We start from the raw sequence: 15,643 nt of genomic DNA, 5'->3' as shown, positions 1-15,643 counted from the left end.
CTAGCCGCCTCCACGATGATGAGGAGTAGCAAATGTCAAGTGGGGTCTTCACGGAGTCGCTGCCTCTGGGCGATCTGCTCGTGCGCTCAGCGCTGCGCCATCCGGACCGCGTCGCGCTGGCCTTCCCGGATCGCGAATACACCTATCGGGAACTGCTGGATTCCGCCGTCGAGACGGCGCGAGGACTCATCGCCCTCGGGATCCGTCCCGGTGACCATGTCGGACTGCTGATGCCCAACTCGCCGGAGTTCGTCGAGGGCTACTTCGCCGCGGCACTGGTCGGCGCCGTCCTGGTGCCGCTCAATGCGCGTTTTCGCAGCGCCGAACTCTCCTACGTCGTCGACCACGCCGAGATCGCGGTGCTGCTGACGACCGACAGCATCGCCGGTCGGACGGACTTCCGCGCGATCCTGACCGACGGGTTCCCCTCGATCAAGGGCTCCGAACGGCGCGGAGAGCCGCTCGAGCTCCCCGAAGCCGAACACCTGCGCCACATCGTCATGCTCCGCGGCGAGAGCAGCGCCGGATTCGTCGGCGCGCAGGAGTTCGCCGCAGCCGGTCGGACGGTCGAGACTGACGAAGTGTGGCGTCGCCGCGAACGCATCCGCGTCCGTGACATCGCGATGATCCTCTACACCTCCGGCACGACGGCCCACCCGAAGGGGTGCCTTATCACGCACGAGTCGATCACCCGCGGGTCGGTCGGACGAGCAGCCGAGAACATCCCGTTCGTCGAACCGCTGGAGGATCGGGCCATCTGGTGCCCGCTCCCGCTCTTCCACATCGCCTCGATGCAGTCGTTCCTGTCGAGCATCGCCCAGGGCGCCACGTTCCTCACCGACGTGTTCTTCGACGGCGATCGCGCGATCGCCCAGATCACGCGCTACCGTGCGACCTCGATCTGGCCGTGGTTCATGGCCACGATGAACGGCGTGCTGAACCATCCCGACTTTGACGCGGCCGCACTCGCGCACGTGACCAGCATCATCCTTGTCGGGCCGCCCAGCGAGTTGCGGCGTGTCCAGGGGCTCTTCCCGCAAGCGGCGCTCATCAACGGGTCGGGCATGTCGGAGATGGCGGGGTACTACTGCATGTCCCCGCTCGAGGACACCGCCGAGCAGCGGGCCACGAACGCGGGCAAGGCCGTGTCCGGAACGGAGTCGCGCGTGATCGACCCGGAGACCGGACTTGATGCTGAACCGGGTGAGCTCGGCGAGCTGCTGCTTCGCGGGTACTCGATGATGGTCGGGTACTTCAAGGATCCGGAGCGCACGGCCGAGGCTGTGGACACCGAGGGCTGGCTGCACACCGGCGACCTCTTCCGCCGTGAGGCGGACGGACACCTCGTCTACGAGGGTCGCCTGAAGGACATGCTCAAGGTCGGCGGCGAGAACGTCCCCGCCGTCGAGGTGGAGGCGTTCCTGTGCACGCATCCCGCCGTGCTCCTCGCCGAGGTCGTGGCCCGGCCGGACGACCGATTGGACGAGGTGCCGGTCGCGTTCGTCGAGCTGGTGGAAGGCGCGATGGTCACGGACGAGGAGATCATCGAGTACTGCCGGGGGAAGATCTCGAGCTTCAAGGTCCCGCGTGCGGTGTTCTTCAAGACATCGACGGAGTGGCCGATGTCGTCGACGAAGGTCGACAAGGTGTCGTTGCGCCGCGAAGCGCTTGAGCGCTCGATGCAGAACGTCTGAAGGCTGAGGCCCCCGGCGGTGTCCGCCGGCGGGGGACCGTCTCAACGCGAGGTGCTCAGCTCGTTCCTCAGGAAGGGCAACAGGCCTCCGCGTCCGACGATGTCAGCGGCGATCCCGCCAGGCACCGTCGCGCTGACCGGCCGCCCGGTGGTGTCATTGCGGCCTTCGCCAGTCGCGAAGTCCATCGTCAGGACGTCGCCCGGCCCGACCAAGTCGAGGATACCGGGGCACTCCGCGACGGGGAGGCCGTGCACGATGGCGTGCCGGAAGAACTGGGGCGCGAACGAGTGCGCCACGACCCCCGCGACGCCCGCCTCGCGGATAGCGAGAATCGCGTGGTCGTGCCCCGGACCCTGGCCGAAGTGGGAACCGGCGACGATGAGGTCGCCGTTCTTCTCGGCAGCCGCGAACTCCCTGTCGAGATACTTCAGGCATGCCGTGCCCCGGCCCTCGGGCTGGAACATGTACCGCAGCGGCGAAATGTACTCCACGCTCACGCGGTCGCCGAAGGTCCACACGCGACCCGTGGTCGGGGCGGACGCGGTCACGATGCCACTCCGGTCGCGAGGAGGCGGGCATCCGTGATCTCCCCGGCGAGCGCCGAGGCGGCGACGGTCAGCGCGCTGCCGAGGAAGATCGATGCGGACATGCTCCCCATGCGGCCCTGGAAGTTCTCGGTCGACGTCGAGATGCACACCTCGTCGCCGGTGAGCACGCCGGCGCCGCCATAGCAGGCGCCGCACGTGGATCCGGTGACCAGGACGCCGGCGGCCGACAGGTCGCGCAGGAGCCCCTCTTCCTCGGCGACGCGCCAGGTCTCCTGCGAGCCCGGCGAGGCGATCATCCGCACGCCGGGTGCCACATGCCTTCCGCGCAGGACGCTCGCCGCCGCGCGGAAGTCCTCGATGCTCCCTCCGGCGCATGAGCCGAGGAAGGCCTGGTGGATGCGTGTGCCCGCCACCTCGGAGACCGCTCGGGTGTCGAGCGGATCGCCCGGTGCGGCGACGACCGGCTCGACTGCGCCCACGTCGTACGTGCGATGCGCGACGTACTGCGCTCCCGGATCGCTCCGCAGGATCTCGAACGGAATGTCGGTGCGCGACCGCACGTATTCTACGGTGCGTGCGGAGGGATTCACGATCCCCGCGACAGCCTCGGTCTTGCGCGACCAGTTGCACAGAGTCATGAGCGCGGGGATGCTCGCGCGGTCGACGAAGTCGCCGACGAACTCCAGCGCCTTCCCGCTGCCGAGGTCCTGGCCGATGTCGCTCATGACGTGCTGGGCGACGTCCCGCATCGTCACGCCCGGACCCATCTGCCCGACGAGCTCGATGCGGATGCTCTGCGGCACGGAGTACCAGTTCCACCCTGCAGCGAGGTCGGACACGATGTCGGTGCCCATCGCCATCGACAGGCATCCCACCGCGCCGCACGTGTTGGCGTGGGTGTCGACGTTGATGAGCAGGGTGCCGGGGCGGGCATAGCCCTTCTGCACTGACAGCACGTGGCTGATGCCTTGATCCCCGATGTCGTGGATGCGGGCGATGCCCTGGCGCCGGCAGAACTCCCGCCACGTCCGGTGCAGCTCCGCCGCGTACTCGGTCTCGGCGGGTGCGGTGTGGTCGAACGTGATGACGAGGCGTTCCGGGTCGACCACGGGCGTGTCGAGCGACTCGAAGAGCGGGCCGATGGAGGGCCATCCCAGATCGCAGATGACCACGGTGTCAGCCCGTGCTGTGATGTAGTCTCCCGCGGAGACCTCGGCGCGTCCGGCGGCGCGGGCGAGGATTTTCTCGGTGATGGTCTTCGAGTCCGTCACCACAGCCCCCTGTGCTGCGGGGCGGCGGCCGAGATCGACAGCACGTCCTCGATCTGCCGACGGCCCGCGCCGAGATCGAGCGCGCGCCCGACGTGCATGCGAAGCGTCGGCATGAACCGATGCGAAGGCATCGTGTCGACCGCGATGCCGATGAACTCCATCTGGAGGGGAGTGAGCGTCTCGCTGAACCAGGGTGCCGCGCGGAAGTCGAGCACGGCCTTCACCATGGGCTCGGGCACCAGCCGCACGAGGTTGGGCAGGAAGTCCGGCGAGACGCGCGCGACGCGGGCCTCACGGGCGTCTCCACCGCCCAGCCGCTCCCACACGACCTCCTGCTCCGGGGTGAGCGTGTCGCCGACCGCGGGATGCCCGTGCTCGCGGAGCGCGCGGGCGACGACCGACGCCGTCCCGATCAGGCCGTGGATGCCGATGCCCGATATGAGCACCATCATCTCCTCGATCTGCTCGCCGCTTCCGCCCGCGTCCAGGACCCGCCCGATGTGCTCGCGCGTTCCCTCGAGATCGAGGGTCGTCCCGCAGGCGCGCGTGGCCAGGCCCACGAGTGCGGCGGTCACGTCGTCGAGCGGTTCCCCGGGCGGCGCGTCGACCAGGAGCGCGCGCACGGCCGCCCCGACTTTCTCGACCGTCAGGTCCTCCGACTGATCGTCAGCGACCTCGAGCAGGAACTCGACCATCGGATGCTCCTTCGCATCGGGCGCCGCCACCCCTGGCTCTCGCGGGGATCAGTGAGCGGCGCCGAGGATCAACAGCATAGTTGACGATGACGGGTGCGCACCATAGATTGAACGGACGCCGAGTCGAGGAGGACTGCGATGTCACGGGAGAATCCCCCCAGCCGCGAGGAGGTCCTCGAGTACTTCGGGAGCCTGTCCAACCGCGGGCGATGGGGCGACGACGACGAACTGGGGACGCTGAACCTCATCACCCCCGCGCATCGCGTCGCCGCGGCCGCATCGGTCGAGGAGGGTACGGTCGTCGCGCTCGGGATGGATCTGGATCCGCGCGACCCCGACCCGCTGTCCCGAGGCACCGAGGTGGCCCTCGAGCCGATCACCTACCGGATGGGGCGGATGACGGCGGCCCGCGAGCGTTTCACGCTCGTCGCGCACGGCTCGCTCACGCACCTGGACTCGCTCGCCCACATCGGGTGGGACGGCGAGTTCTACAACGGGAACGCGACGGACGACGTGCTCGGGCCGAACGGAGTCACGCGGCTCTCGGTCGCCGCCGCGCGCGACGGGATCGTCACCCGTGGCGTGCTCCTGGACATCGCCGCCGCACGCGGGCAGGAGTGGATCGAGAACGGCGACGGGATCTACCCGGAGGACATCCTCGCGGCCGAGGAGCGCCAGGGCGTCTGTCTCGGGCAGGGCGACGCCGTGATCTGCCGGACCGGGTATCTGGCCCGCGCCCTCGCCGGAATCGCCGATTCGCACTACGGCGGGGTCGGCTACCACGTCTCGTGCCTTCCGCTCCTGCACGAGCGCGGGGTGGCCGTGATCGGGTCCGATGCACTGAACGATATGAACCCGTCGGGCTATGCGCTCGACGTGCCCGCCACGCCGGCGATGTTCGACCGCCTCGACGAGGAGACCGCGAGCCTCGCCTTCCCCGTGCACGCCGTCGCGCTCGCCGCGATGGGAGCCTGGCTGCTCGACCATATCGAGGTGGAGGAACTGGCCGAGACCTGCCGCCGGCTGGATCGGTGGTCGTTCCTCCTCACGATCGAGCCCCTCCGGCTCCTCGGCTCCACCGGTTCCCACGTCAACCCTCTCGCCATCTTCTAGGAGCAGTCCCATGCCGAACGTCGCGGTCCTCAACGACTACCAGCGCGTCGCCCTCTCATCCGCGGACTGGACCCCCGTCACCGATCTCGCCGACGTCACGGTGTTCGACGACGCGATGGGGGAGGCTGAGGCCATCGGGCGTCTTCGCGGCTTCGATGTCCTCTGCATCATGCGGGAGCGCCTGCCGATCACCCGGACGCTGATCGAGGCCCTACCCGATCTGCGCTGCATCGTCACGACCGGGGCCGCGAACCGGGCGATCGACCTGGAGGCGGCGGACGATCACGGGATCGTCGTGAGCGGCACGACGAACGGACTCGGCCGGCTCGCGACCGCGGAACTCACATGGGGGCTCGTACTGGCTGCCGCGCGTCACATCCCGCTGGAGGACCGGCTCGTGCGGGAAGGAAGGTGGCAGGCCACTCTCGGGCGAACCCTGCGAGGGCTCACCCTCGGGATCATCGGGCTGGGCGGGGTCGGGCGCTACATCGCGCGGTACGCAACGGCGTTCGACATGGAGGTGATCGCCTGGAGCCGCAATCTGACAGAGGAGCGCGCGCTCGAGAGCGCCGTCACCGCAGTCGGCTCGAAGGAGGAGCTTCTCGAGCGCAGCGACGTCGTCACGATCCACACCGTGATGAGTCCCGAGTCGATCGGGCTCATCGACGCCGCCGCGATCGAACGGATGCGACCGGGGGCGATACTCATCAACACCTCGCGCGGACCGATCGTGGACGAGGCCGCACTGGTCGCGGCGTTGCAGGACGGCCGCATCGGCGGTGCCGCGTTGGATGCCTTCGACGTCGAGCCGCTACCGGCGGCTCACCCGTATCGCGCGCTCGACAACGTCATCCTCTCGCCGCACCTTGGATATGTCACCGAGGACGTCTACGGCGAGTTCTTCACCGAGACGGTCCGCGCTGCGGCGGCCTTCCTGCAGGGTAGTCCGATCAACGTGCTCGCCGGGCCGGGCGCCGCAACAATCGCGGCGCCCGGCGAGCGTCGGTACGAAGACGTGCGCTGAGCGCGCACCGGGTCATGAGCCGGACGGCGCGTACCCCGGGGTCGCCCGTCCGAGCGTCTCCTGCATGAACCCGATGTAGTCGCGCACCGGCTCCGATCCGTCCCACGAGTCGCACACTTCGCGCATCTTGGTGATCATGGTGAGCACGTCCTCATTCTGCGAGATCACCTCGACGTAGCAGCCGAGCGTGTCGCGGGCGTCGACGTACGCGACATCGCGGTCGCCCGGTGCCTTGGCCCGCAGCCCCTCGCGCGCGCCGTTGTCGACGAGCTGGCGGCAGGTGCCCTCGAAGTCGTCCGTGTCGATGCGGAAATGGTGGAACAGGCCCCCTCGCGGAACCGGTCCGCGGGTCCGGATCCACTCGGTGTAGATCTCTGCGTCCGGGGCCGTGGCGGCGATGATCTCCACTTGACCGTCGCCCATCATCGTGAGCGCCACTCGGCCGGCCGATCGCGACGGCTCCCCGCGGAAGGTGGCCTCGAGGAGGTCGACGGCGAAAACGTAGAACGGGCCGGCTCCGAGCGCCTCGGTCCAGTACTCGAGTGTCGCGTCGAAGTCCTCGGGGCGGGTGATGTAGCAGATCTGTCGCAGTGCACGCGTCATTCGTTCGTCTTCCTGTCGATGAGATGCGGGCGTTCGATGTGGGGGAGGGGATCAGGAGGCGGCTGCGAAGCGCTGCGCGCCGTCGCCGTCGAGCGGCGGCCGGACGAGGTCGCCCTGCTCGGTGAGGTAGTCGAGGTGCGCGCCCGTTTCCGACAGCGCGGCCCGCAGGTTGATCCCGTCGAATGACTCCCACGGGCGGGACCAGGACATCCGCTCCGCGGCCTGCCAGACGGACAGAGGGCCCTCGGCGACGACGATTTCACGAACCTCGCGGGAGCGCGCGCGGTGGTGCTCGGCGATCTCCTCGGCCCGCGCGGCGATGCCGCGGAAGCGGTACTCGTGTGCTGGCGCGGCTTCGTAGGCGTCCCACGCGGAGATCCTCGCCAGGGACCGGAAGTAGTCCGCGAGGGCCCCCGCACTCGATGTGCCCGAGGTCATCCCGATGTTGGGCGTGATCCGCGGCAGCACGTGATCCCCGGTGAACACGAGCCCCTGGTCCTCGTCGACCAGGCACACGTGGCCGGGAGTGTGACCGGGCGTCGTGACGATCCTGACGGTGCGGCCTTCGAGCGGGAGCAGTTCGCCGTCCTCGAGGTGCCGGGTGGGCCTCGCCAGCGCATCGAGCGTCGCGACGTCGGACACGGCCATCCGCATCGCACGGATGCGGTCGTCCGGCATCCCGAGCGCCGTGAGCAGGGCAACGTCCGCCCTGATTGCCGCTTCGTAGTCATTCCACTCGGCGAGCATCGTGGCATCTCGCTGGTGCATCGCGACCCACGCGCCCGTCGCGGCCCGCAGATACGCCACCATACCGAGGTGGTCGGCGTGGCGGTGGGTGGAGACGATCCCGATGACGGATTCCAGGGAAACGCCAGCGCTCTCCAGCCCCCGCAGGAGCTGCGACCGCCCGAGCGGGCTGTCGCCGCCCGGGTCGACGAGTACGGCTCGGCCCTGCGCATTCGCGAGCAGATAGCAGAACGTGTAGCGGATCGGCGCATGCCCGAAGTCGATCGGGATCGACCACACACCGTCGCGGACCCGCTCGACCGGCGGGAGGTCTCGGGCCCGCCACGCGTGATACTGATCCGTGCCGGTGATCTGCATGAGATTCCCATTCCCCTCGGCGGCCGCGTCGATGCGCCGCCTTGACCGTTTGTCAACTCTGGAGTTGACAATACATCGGCCGGTTGACAACGGGAACCCGAGCCGCCTACGGTGACTTGAGTCAACGTTCTGGTTGACTCCGCGCCTGCATGAGCCCGCAGCGCGAGCCGATCGATGAGGATACGGGAAGGCACCACTGCTCATGACAACTCCGGAGACCGAGCCGACGTACGAGCACATCCGCATCGAGCACGAGGAGAACCTCAGCTGGATCGTGTTCGATCGCCCGGGGGCCGCGAACGCCCTGTCGAACGAACTCCTGGGCGAGTTCAGCGCGGCGCTCGAGTACCTGAAGACGCACGGCGGGCCCGTCCTGGCCATCCGCGGGGAGGGCAAGGGCTTCTCGGCCGGGTACGACATCAGCGCTCCGAAGCAGCTCGATCCGGTCGCCGACCGCGACCGGCTGCAGCGGAACCTCCACCGCTACGTAGCGATCTGGGATCACCCCAAGCCCGTCATCGCCGCTGTCCACGGCTATGCGATCGCGGGTGCCACGCAGCTCATCATCTTCACCGACATCACGATCGTCGCCGAGGACGCGAAGCTCGGCGAGCCCACCGTTCCGATCGGCGGGGGATTCATCGCGCCCCTCTGGGCGATCCTCGCGGGGCCCAAGCGCGCGAAGGAGCTCGCGTTCGTCCCCGGCAACTACATCGACGGCAAGACCGCCGTGGAGTGGGGCCTGGCCAACCACGCCGTGCCTGCGGACGAGGTCATCGAGGCCACCCGGTCGCTCGCAAGCCGGATGGCGCTCGTCTCACCCGACCTCCTCCACATGAAGAAGGTCTCGATCAACCGCGCGATGGAGTGGATGGGCATGCGCCAGGCGATCGAGGGCACCGCCGAGATCGACGCGCTGCTGCACCTCGTGCCCGATGTCATCGCGCTCAGGACCCGCGTCCGCGAAGAGGGCCTGAAGGTGATCATCGACGAGTTCCGCGTCCCGCCGACCAGCGACATCTCGAAAAGGAAGGCGTGAGCGCGGTCTCGGCCAGCAGTCCGGTCGCCACCGCGAGGCTCGAGTGGTGCGCCGAGAACATCGGTGACCGGGAATTCCTGCGCTGGACGGCGAACGGCGAGTCCACGTCCTACGCGGACATGTACGACGTGGCCTCGCGATGGGCGGGACTCCTGCGCTCCCGCGGAGTAGCCCGCGGCGACCGCGTCCTGATCATGCTCCACAACTGCCTGGACTTCCTGGGCGCGCATTTCGGGGCGCAGTTCCTCGGAGCGGTCCCGGTGCCGGTCAACACCGAACTGAGGGGCGAGACCCTGCGGCATCCGCTTACCCTCTTCGCACCCGCCGCCGTCGTCGTCGGTGCCGATCTCGCCGAGACCCTCGCGCAGGCCGCGTCGGAGGCGACCTGCGATTTCGCGGTGCTCGAGGTGGGCGCCGGAGCTTCCTCCGAGCTCGACGGGCTCCTGCGGGCAGCCGAGCCGGTCGCACCGCTGGAGCTCACCGCGTCGGATCCGAGTCTCATCATGTCGACGTCGGGGACGACCGGACCGTCCAAGGGCACGGTCTGGAACTACGGCACCCTGAACCTCTGGGCGAACCTCTACCGCGATCACCTCGGCCGCGATGAGACGGACCGCATCTACTGCTGCACGCCTCTCTTCCACGCCAACTCGCTGTGCACCTCCGTGATGGCGGCACTGAACGCCGGCGGCAGCGCCGTGATCGCCGAGCGCTTCAGCGTCTCCGGCTTCTGGTCCGACATCGCCGACAACGGGGCCACCTCGACGCCGCTGATCGGAGCGATGATCGAGATGCTCCTGCGGACGGAGACCCCGCAGATGGCGGCCGATCGCGCGCGCAGCTCGATCCGCTGCATCCTCGGCGCATGCCCGCCAGCCACTCACCTCGAAGTCGAACGGTCGTGGGGGATCACGCCGGTCTCGGCGTACGGGCTCACGGACTTCGGCTCGATCACCCACACGAGCCCCGGAGACGGGGCGCCGGCGGGCACGGTCGGCAAAGTCGTCTCGGCGTACGAGGTCCGTCTGATCGACGCCGACGGGGCAGACGTGCCGGACGGCGTCGCCGGCGAGCTCATCGCCCGGCCCCGCGATCCCGCCACGATCCCGGACGGGTACTTCCGGATGCCGGAGGCGACGCTCGAGAGCCGGAAGGACCTGTGGTTCCATACGGGCGATCTGCTCAAGCGCGACGCGGAGGGCTGGTTCTACTTCGCAGGACGCGTGAAGGACAGCATGCGCCGCCGCGGCGAGAACGTATCGGCGTACGACGTGGAGACGGCGATCCTCGGCTCCGGACAGGTCGCCGAAGTTGCGGCTTACCCTCTCCCGTCCAGTGAAGGCGACGATGAGATCGCGGTCGCCGTGGTCGTCAATCCCGGAACCGAACTGGACCGCGCCGAGCTCATCGAGGCCGCGGCGCGCGAACTGCCCTACTTCGCCGTCCCCCGCTACGTGCGGGTGGTCGACCGCTTGCCGAAGACGCCCACCCAGAAGGTCCAGAAAGCGCCGCTGCGCGATGCCGGCATCACGACGGACATGTGGGACCGGGTCGCCGCCGGGGTGGAAGTGACGCGCAACCGCGACCGCGTATCGGCTCGGTGACGGCCGTCCGGATCGTTCCGCCGGGCCTCGAACAAGGAGATGGGATGCTCGTCGAGTAGAGGACCTATGAGCTCTATCCGCACGTCCCCACGATGGAGTTCCTCGATCCGTACGAGACCGTGGGGCTCCCGGTCGCCAAGCCGATCCTCGGCGGCTTCTTCGGATACTTCGTCTCGGAGTTCGGGACGATGAACGAGGTCGTCCACCTGTGGGCGTACACCGATCTGGAGGATCGGAAGTTCCGTCGCGCCGCTCTGGCCGCCGATCCCGAGTGGCAGCGGTGCATCTCGATCGTGCGCCCGATGATCAAGAGCTGGAGGAGCAAGATCCTGTACCCGACCAGCTTCTCGCCGGTGCGCGCGCTGCCGATCGCCAGCTCGGAGCCGGACACGGCCTTCACCTACGGCGGCTGAGGCCCCGCGTCATCCGGCGATGCCCCGCGCGAGGAGATCGCGTGCATCCCGCTCGCCGACGCCGAGGACTGCGAGCGTGGAGACGGCATCCGCGGCGGCGGGCGGCCGCGGCCGGCTCGGAGTCCGGTCGAACCGCGGGGCCGGCGCGGGCTGGAGAACTCCGTCCAGCTCCACGAACGTCTCGCGCTCGACGTGGTAGGGATGCGTGTGCGCCTCCGCCATCGTGAGGACGGGGGCGAAGCTCGTCTCGACGCCGTCGAAGCGCGCGACCCAGGACGCGCGATCCCGCGCGGCGAAGGTCTCCTCCAAGCGCCGGGACAGCGCAGGCCACTGGGTGCGGTCGTACTGATCGGGGGCGGGATCGATTCCGCACACCCGCATGAGCTCAACGTAGTGACCGGGGTCGAGGGCCCCGACGCTGACGAACCCTCCGTCCGCCGTCTCGTACGCCCGGTAGAACGGGGCCGACCCGTCGGTCGCATTCCCGCCGCGCTCATCCGACCAGTCTCCGTGCGCGCGTGCCGCATACGCCCACGCCATGAGCTGCGCGGATCCGTCGGTCATGGCGGCATCGACGACCTGGCCGCGGCCCGACGCGCCACGCTCGACGAGCGCGCCCAGGACGCCGGTGACCAGCAGCATCCCGCCGCCCCCGAAATCGCCGACGAGGTTGAGCGGGACGACCGGCGGTCCTTCGCGAGGGCCGACGTGCGCGAGGGCGGAGCTCATCGCGATGAAGTTGACGTCGTGGCCGGGGGCGCGCGACCATGGGCCGTCCTGGCCGTAACCGGTCATCCGTCCGTACACGACGCGGGGGTTCACCGCGTGGACGTCTGCCGGGCCGAGCCCCAGCCGCTCGGCCACGCCCGGGCGGAACCCCTCGATCACCACGTCGATCCCTGACATCGCTGCGTGGAGGAGCCCCCGCGCCTCCGGCGACTTCAGATCGAGTCGGAGGCGGTGCTTGCCGCGTCCGAACACCGAGAGGTCGTCCGGGGTCACGGCGCCGGCTCTGTCGACGGCGACGACCTCTGCTCCCATGTCGGCGAGCATCATGCCGGCGAACGGCGTCGGTCCTTTGCCGCCGAGCTCGAGCACGCGGATGCCGCTCAGGACTCCGCTCACGGGAACATCACCGGGCCAGCGTAGTGCGCACGCCGGATGCGCGGCGTGTGCAGAGTCCCGGCGCGGCTCAGAACCACCGGTGGCCGATGGGCGTGTTGCCGAGTGCGGACCTGATGCCGCGGACCTCGCGGATCAGGAGACCCGTGTCCGATCCGAGGCACACCATGCCGAAGCCCTGATCGCGGCGCTGGAGGATCTCGTCGGTGCTCCGCGCCACCACGCCGGACCGGATGTCGGCCGCGTCCGCGCGGACGAGGATGTCGAGGTCGATCTCCGCGACTCCGGGTCCCTCCCACTCGCCGACGAAGCCGTAGCTGGCCGACATGTCGCCGGGTCCAGGAAGATCGCCTCGGTCCCCTCGACCGCGAGAATCTCGTCGATGTTCTCACCGGCGCGCTTCGTCTCGATCATCGGAATGAGGAGCAGCTCGTCGTTGGCCGACCGCACGTACTTCTCCAAGGCGAGACCCCAGGTGACGTTGCGCTCGCCTCCGATCCCGCGCCGTCCCTTCGGCGGGTACCAGATGTTCTGCTGCGCGGCCCTGACCTCGTCGACGGTCTCGACGAGCGGGAGGATGATGCCGTGGGCGCCGAGATCGATGACCCGCTTCGTCGGCTCGAGATCGTGGGTGGGCGGGCGCACGAGGATCGACATGTCGGACCCGCGCGGCCGTCAGGTGATTGGCGACGTGCTGCAGGCTGAGGTAGCCGTGCTCGAGGTCGATGCAGACCCAATCGAGTCCGAGTTCCGCCGCGACCTCGACGACCGCCGGTGACTCGGATGTAACCCACAGTCCGTATCCGGTGCCCTTCGACGTGAAGATCTCTCTGAGCTTCTCGTTCACTGTCGTCTTCTCCTCGGTGACTTTCATGTGGTGCCGTCGTGCCAGTCGAAACAGGTCGACCTGTCGATATTGACGGCGAAGACCGCCGCGCGAGGTCGCCGCCGTCGGCGTGAAGCTCGGCGTCCGTCCCCATGTTTCGATCGCCATTGATGCCATTGATGCCATTCATGCCGTGCCCATTCCTGCGCGTGGGCGTCCCGTCGCGGGGATCTGCACCTCTCACGAGCGCGAGCCAGTCATCTCCCCCGCCACGCGCCGCGCGCCAGGCCTCAGACGCCGCGCGGATAGCTGGACGGCGCCGGTTCGCCCCCGGGCCAGCGGATGGGCAGCTCCGCGGTGAGCGAGGTGGCCACATCCTCCCAGGGCTGCGCGTGGACCGTCCGCATGTTGCGGCTGCGGAAGCGCCATTCCCCGTTCTGCCGGACGTACACGTCCTCGTAGCGCACAGCGGCGAAGACTGTCTTGCCGCCGACCGCGATCTCCAGGTGCGCGCCGACGAGTCCCGTGGCGTTGTCGTCGTCGAGGAAGTCGACGAGCACGTAGTGGGGCGTGTGGATGGTGATTCCGAAGTGTGAGCGCGAATCGCGGATCGATGCCGCGATCGCCTCGTTGCCGACGTTCGCGGGGAAGCCGTCTGCAGCGAACGAGTCGTCGGCCGTGAAGTAGCGGGCGATTGCTTCATAGTCGTCGAAGTCTGATGCGAGGAAGTATCTCGTCGCGAGATCGGTGAGTTCGACCCGGTCTTCGAGTCGGCGGATCCGGGCTTCCACGTCTCTCATGTTGTGCTCATTTCCATAGCGTCATTGCCTATCTACATGGTCGTTGATTCGCAACTGGCGTCGTTGCTCGAGCAAGGGTCGGCCCCCGCAGTTCCTACCGGGTGACCACGGACGCGCCGACTGCGTGACGTGCCGCGACGTAACCGAAGGTCAATGCCGCACCGAGGGTGCCCCCTGCTCCCGGATACGACTGCGCATAGGGGGAAGCGATGCAGTTGCCCGCGCCGTAGAGGCCCGGGATGGGTCTGCCGGCGTGGTCGATGACGCGTCCGTTCGCGTCGATGCGCGGACCGCCCTTCGTATCGAGCGCGCCGGCCACGAGCACGATGGCGTGATACGGCCCCCGATCGGAGATCGGGGCCATGGTGGGGTTGGGGCAGCCCTCGCGTGCGGTCCCCTGGATCTGCTGCTGGATCGGGCTCTCCCCGCGATGGAAGTCGAGATCGACCCCGGTGCGGGCGAAGTCGTTGAATCGGGCGATGGTCCCTCGCAGCGCGTCGACGAAGTCGTCGGCGAGCCGCGCGCCGCCGATCAGCGGCGCATAATCCAGCAACTTGTCGTCCAGCGCTGCGGCGAGCTCCTCCAGTGTGTCGGCGGTGACGATGTACTCCGCCTGCTCGCCCGGCATCGGCGTCAAGCCGCGATAGGCCCACTGGAGCGGATTCTGCGCGACCGCGTCGTCCCAGATCTGGAACATCACGAGGTTTGAGTACTCGACCTCGCTCGCATTCCAGTGGAAGTGGACTTGGGCGCGCTCGCTGTACGGCTGCTTCTCGTTGACGACCCGGACGCCGTACTTGTTCACCTGGACGACGCTGTCGCCGAAGGGATAGAAGATGTCCTGCGCCGTCGGCTCGCCGGTCGCCACCATGTCCAGCACCGCCTGGGTCCACCAGGCCTGCGTCATGTTGCCCAGCTGTGCGCCCGCGCGCGTGCCGATCTCGATGAAGTCCCCGGTGCTGGTGCCCGCGGCCGCCCCGCCGTACACGGGTCCTCTGAGGAATTCCGAGCGCATGCGTGCATTGTGGAGGAACCCGCCGGACGCGAACACGACCCCGTCCGCCGCTCCGAACCACCGCGTGCCGCTCGGAGTGTCCGCTTCGACTCCGCACACGCGGCCATCCTCGTCCTGCACGAGCCGGCGGACGCGATGCTCGGTGCGGACGTCCACGCCGAGACGGCCGGCGGCATCGCTCAGCGTCGCGATCATGATCTTGCCGCCGATGCCCACGTGCATGCCCGGTGGCACCTCGAAGTCCGGCTCGAATCCGGGCGGAAGGGCGGGTGCGAGCATCCGGGCCCCGATCCCCTCGTCCTCGGGCAGGTGCGCCTGGTAGTCGGGATACGGCTTCATCGGGGTGCCGTCGGGATAGGTGCGGTCGGCGAAGTACAGGGCGCCGACGCCGACGAGCGCCTCGACGGCCTCCGAGCCGCGGTCGTACAGGGTCTCGAGCAGCCGGTAGTCGTCGGCCGAGAGCCCGAGCGTCGGACCGGTGGGGTGGAATCTGTACGGATAGGCGAGCCGGGCGATGTACCGCAGGGCCGCCGATCGATCGTCGACCTGGCCCTGCGCCGCCATCCGGCTGTTGTTGGGCACCCAGGTCGAGCCTCCGGACTTCGCGGTCGTTCCGCCCGGCGCGCTCGCCTTCTCCAGCAGAAGGACGCGTGCTCCGGCCGCCGCCGCCGTGACGGCGGCGCTGTAGCCTGCGGCACCAGCCCCGACCACCACGAGATCCGTGGTCTCCGACCAATCCGTTCGCATCACAGGGGCCTCCTGACCGTGCGCA

15 protein-coding genes and 2 pseudogenes are annotated in these 15,643 nt (G+C 68.8%); 7 read left to right on the top strand and 10 right to left on the bottom strand.

Features of this window, described 5'->3' with window-relative positions:
• Positions 1-32 precede the first annotated feature (32 nt).
• Positions 33-1,694 carry a class I adenylate-forming enzyme family protein gene (locus KHB019_RS07300; protein ID WP_337458510.1) on the top strand — a complete coding sequence of 554 codons (1,662 nt, stop codon included), beginning with the start codon at positions 33-35 and terminating at the stop codon, positions 1,692-1,694.
• Positions 1,695-1,735: 41 nt separating this feature from the next.
• On the opposite strand, the gene KHB019_RS07295 is transcribed toward KHB019_RS07300, so the two are convergent.
• Genes KHB019_RS07295 through KHB019_RS07285 form a run of 3 tightly spaced genes read right to left on the bottom strand, consistent with a single transcriptional unit; the run spans position 1,736 to position 4,208 of the window.
• Entirely contained in the window at positions 1,736-2,242 is a 507-nt protein-coding gene (locus KHB019_RS07295; protein ID WP_337458509.1) for a LeuD/DmdB family oxidoreductase small subunit, read from the bottom strand.
• The gene (locus KHB019_RS07290; RefSeq protein WP_337458508.1) at positions 2,239-3,513 is read right to left on the bottom strand and encodes a 3-isopropylmalate dehydratase large subunit; all 1,275 of its coding nucleotides are present in this window, start codon (positions 3,511-3,513) and stop codon (positions 2,239-2,241) included. Before KHB019_RS07290 ends, KHB019_RS07295 begins: the two co-directional genes overlap by 4 nt.
• Positions 3,510-4,208, bottom strand: coding sequence for a carboxymuconolactone decarboxylase family protein (locus KHB019_RS07285; protein ID WP_337458507.1), 699 nt, complete (start codon positions 4,206-4,208; stop codon positions 3,510-3,512). The genes KHB019_RS07290 and KHB019_RS07285 overlap by 4 nt, the downstream gene beginning before the upstream one ends.
• A gap of 138 nt (positions 4,209-4,346) precedes the next feature.
• Here KHB019_RS07285 and KHB019_RS07280 point away from each other — a divergent pair, with 138 nt between their 5' ends.
• Both KHB019_RS07280 and KHB019_RS07275 read left to right on the top strand, forming a co-directional pair.
• Positions 4,347-5,321: a cyclase family protein gene (locus KHB019_RS07280; protein ID WP_337458506.1), complete on the top strand. Its 975-nt coding sequence runs from the start codon at positions 4,347-4,349 to the stop codon at positions 5,319-5,321.
• A 10-nt stretch (positions 5,322-5,331) separates the two neighbouring features.
• Positions 5,332-6,345 (top strand): D-2-hydroxyacid dehydrogenase family protein, encoded by a 1,014-nt coding sequence (locus KHB019_RS07275; protein ID WP_337458505.1) that lies wholly within the window; start codon positions 5,332-5,334, stop codon positions 6,343-6,345.
• Between the two features lie 12 nt (positions 6,346-6,357).
• Here KHB019_RS07275 and KHB019_RS07270 read toward each other — a convergent pair whose 3' ends face one another.
• Both KHB019_RS07270 and KHB019_RS07265 read right to left on the bottom strand, forming a co-directional pair.
• Positions 6,358-6,948: a VOC family protein gene (locus tag KHB019_RS07270; protein WP_337458504.1), complete on the bottom strand. Its 591-nt coding sequence runs from the start codon at positions 6,946-6,948 to the stop codon at positions 6,358-6,360.
• Positions 6,949-6,999: 51 nt separating this feature from the next.
• On the bottom strand, positions 7,000-8,052 hold the full coding sequence (locus tag KHB019_RS07265; RefSeq protein WP_337458503.1) for an MBL fold metallo-hydrolase: 1,053 nt from the start codon (positions 8,050-8,052) through the stop codon (positions 7,000-7,002).
• Between the two features lie 202 nt (positions 8,053-8,254).
• Here KHB019_RS07265 and KHB019_RS07260 point away from each other — a divergent pair, with 202 nt between their 5' ends.
• The 3 genes and pseudogenes from KHB019_RS07260 to KHB019_RS07250 all read left to right on the top strand — a co-directional run.
• Entirely contained in the window at positions 8,255-9,091 is an 837-nt protein-coding gene (locus KHB019_RS07260) for an enoyl-CoA hydratase-related protein (protein WP_337458502.1), read from the top strand.
• Entirely contained in the window at positions 9,088-10,695 is a 1,608-nt protein-coding gene (locus tag KHB019_RS07255; RefSeq protein ID WP_337458501.1) for an AMP-binding protein, read from the top strand. Before KHB019_RS07260 ends, KHB019_RS07255 begins: the two co-directional genes overlap by 4 nt.
• A gap of 71 nt (positions 10,696-10,766) precedes the next feature.
• A pseudogene (locus tag KHB019_RS07250) lies at positions 10,767-11,108 on the top strand (NIPSNAP family protein); the annotation flags it as partial.
• A gap of 9 nt (positions 11,109-11,117) precedes the next feature.
• Here KHB019_RS07250 and KHB019_RS07245 read toward each other — a convergent pair.
• From KHB019_RS07245 to KHB019_RS15120, 3 genes and pseudogenes are all read right to left on the bottom strand, one after another.
• A complete protein-coding gene (locus KHB019_RS07245) occupies positions 11,118-12,233 on the bottom strand; it encodes a CaiB/BaiF CoA transferase family protein (RefSeq protein WP_337458500.1) in 1,116 nt (371 codons plus the stop codon).
• A 67-nt stretch (positions 12,234-12,300) separates the two neighbouring features.
• Positions 12,301-12,558, bottom strand: coding sequence for a hypothetical protein (locus KHB019_RS07240; protein WP_337458499.1), 258 nt, complete (start codon positions 12,556-12,558; stop codon positions 12,301-12,303).
• Positions 12,559-12,623: 65 nt separating this feature from the next.
• Positions 12,624-12,887 (bottom strand): annotated as a pseudogene (locus tag KHB019_RS15120) (aldolase/citrate lyase family protein); the annotation flags it as partial.
• On the opposite strand from KHB019_RS15120, the gene KHB019_RS15115 reads away from it, so the two are divergent.
• Positions 12,886-13,008, top strand: a complete 123-nt coding sequence (locus KHB019_RS15115) for a hypothetical protein (RefSeq protein WP_443193196.1) — start codon at positions 12,886-12,888, stop codon at positions 13,006-13,008. The pseudogene KHB019_RS15120 and the gene KHB019_RS15115 overlap by 2 nt on opposite strands.
• A 338-nt stretch (positions 13,009-13,346) precedes the next feature.
• On the opposite strand, the gene KHB019_RS07230 is transcribed toward KHB019_RS15115, so the two are convergent.
• On the bottom strand, positions 13,347-13,856 hold the full coding sequence (locus KHB019_RS07230; protein WP_337458497.1) for a nuclear transport factor 2 family protein: 510 nt from the start codon (positions 13,854-13,856) through the stop codon (positions 13,347-13,349).
• A 94-nt stretch (positions 13,857-13,950) separates the two neighbouring features.
• Positions 13,951-15,618, bottom strand: a complete 1,668-nt coding sequence (locus KHB019_RS07225) for an FAD-dependent oxidoreductase (protein ID WP_337458988.1) — start codon at positions 15,616-15,618, stop codon at positions 13,951-13,953.
• Positions 15,619-15,643: the final 25 nt, after the last annotated feature.

Origin of the sequence: Microbacterium sp. KHB019, from assembly GCF_037285405.1 — a bacterium.
Classification (GTDB): Bacteria; Actinomycetota; Actinomycetes; order Actinomycetales; family Microbacteriaceae; genus Microbacterium.
Note: the sequence above shows the minus strand (reverse complement) of the source record. Positions and strands in the feature narration are given on the sequence as shown.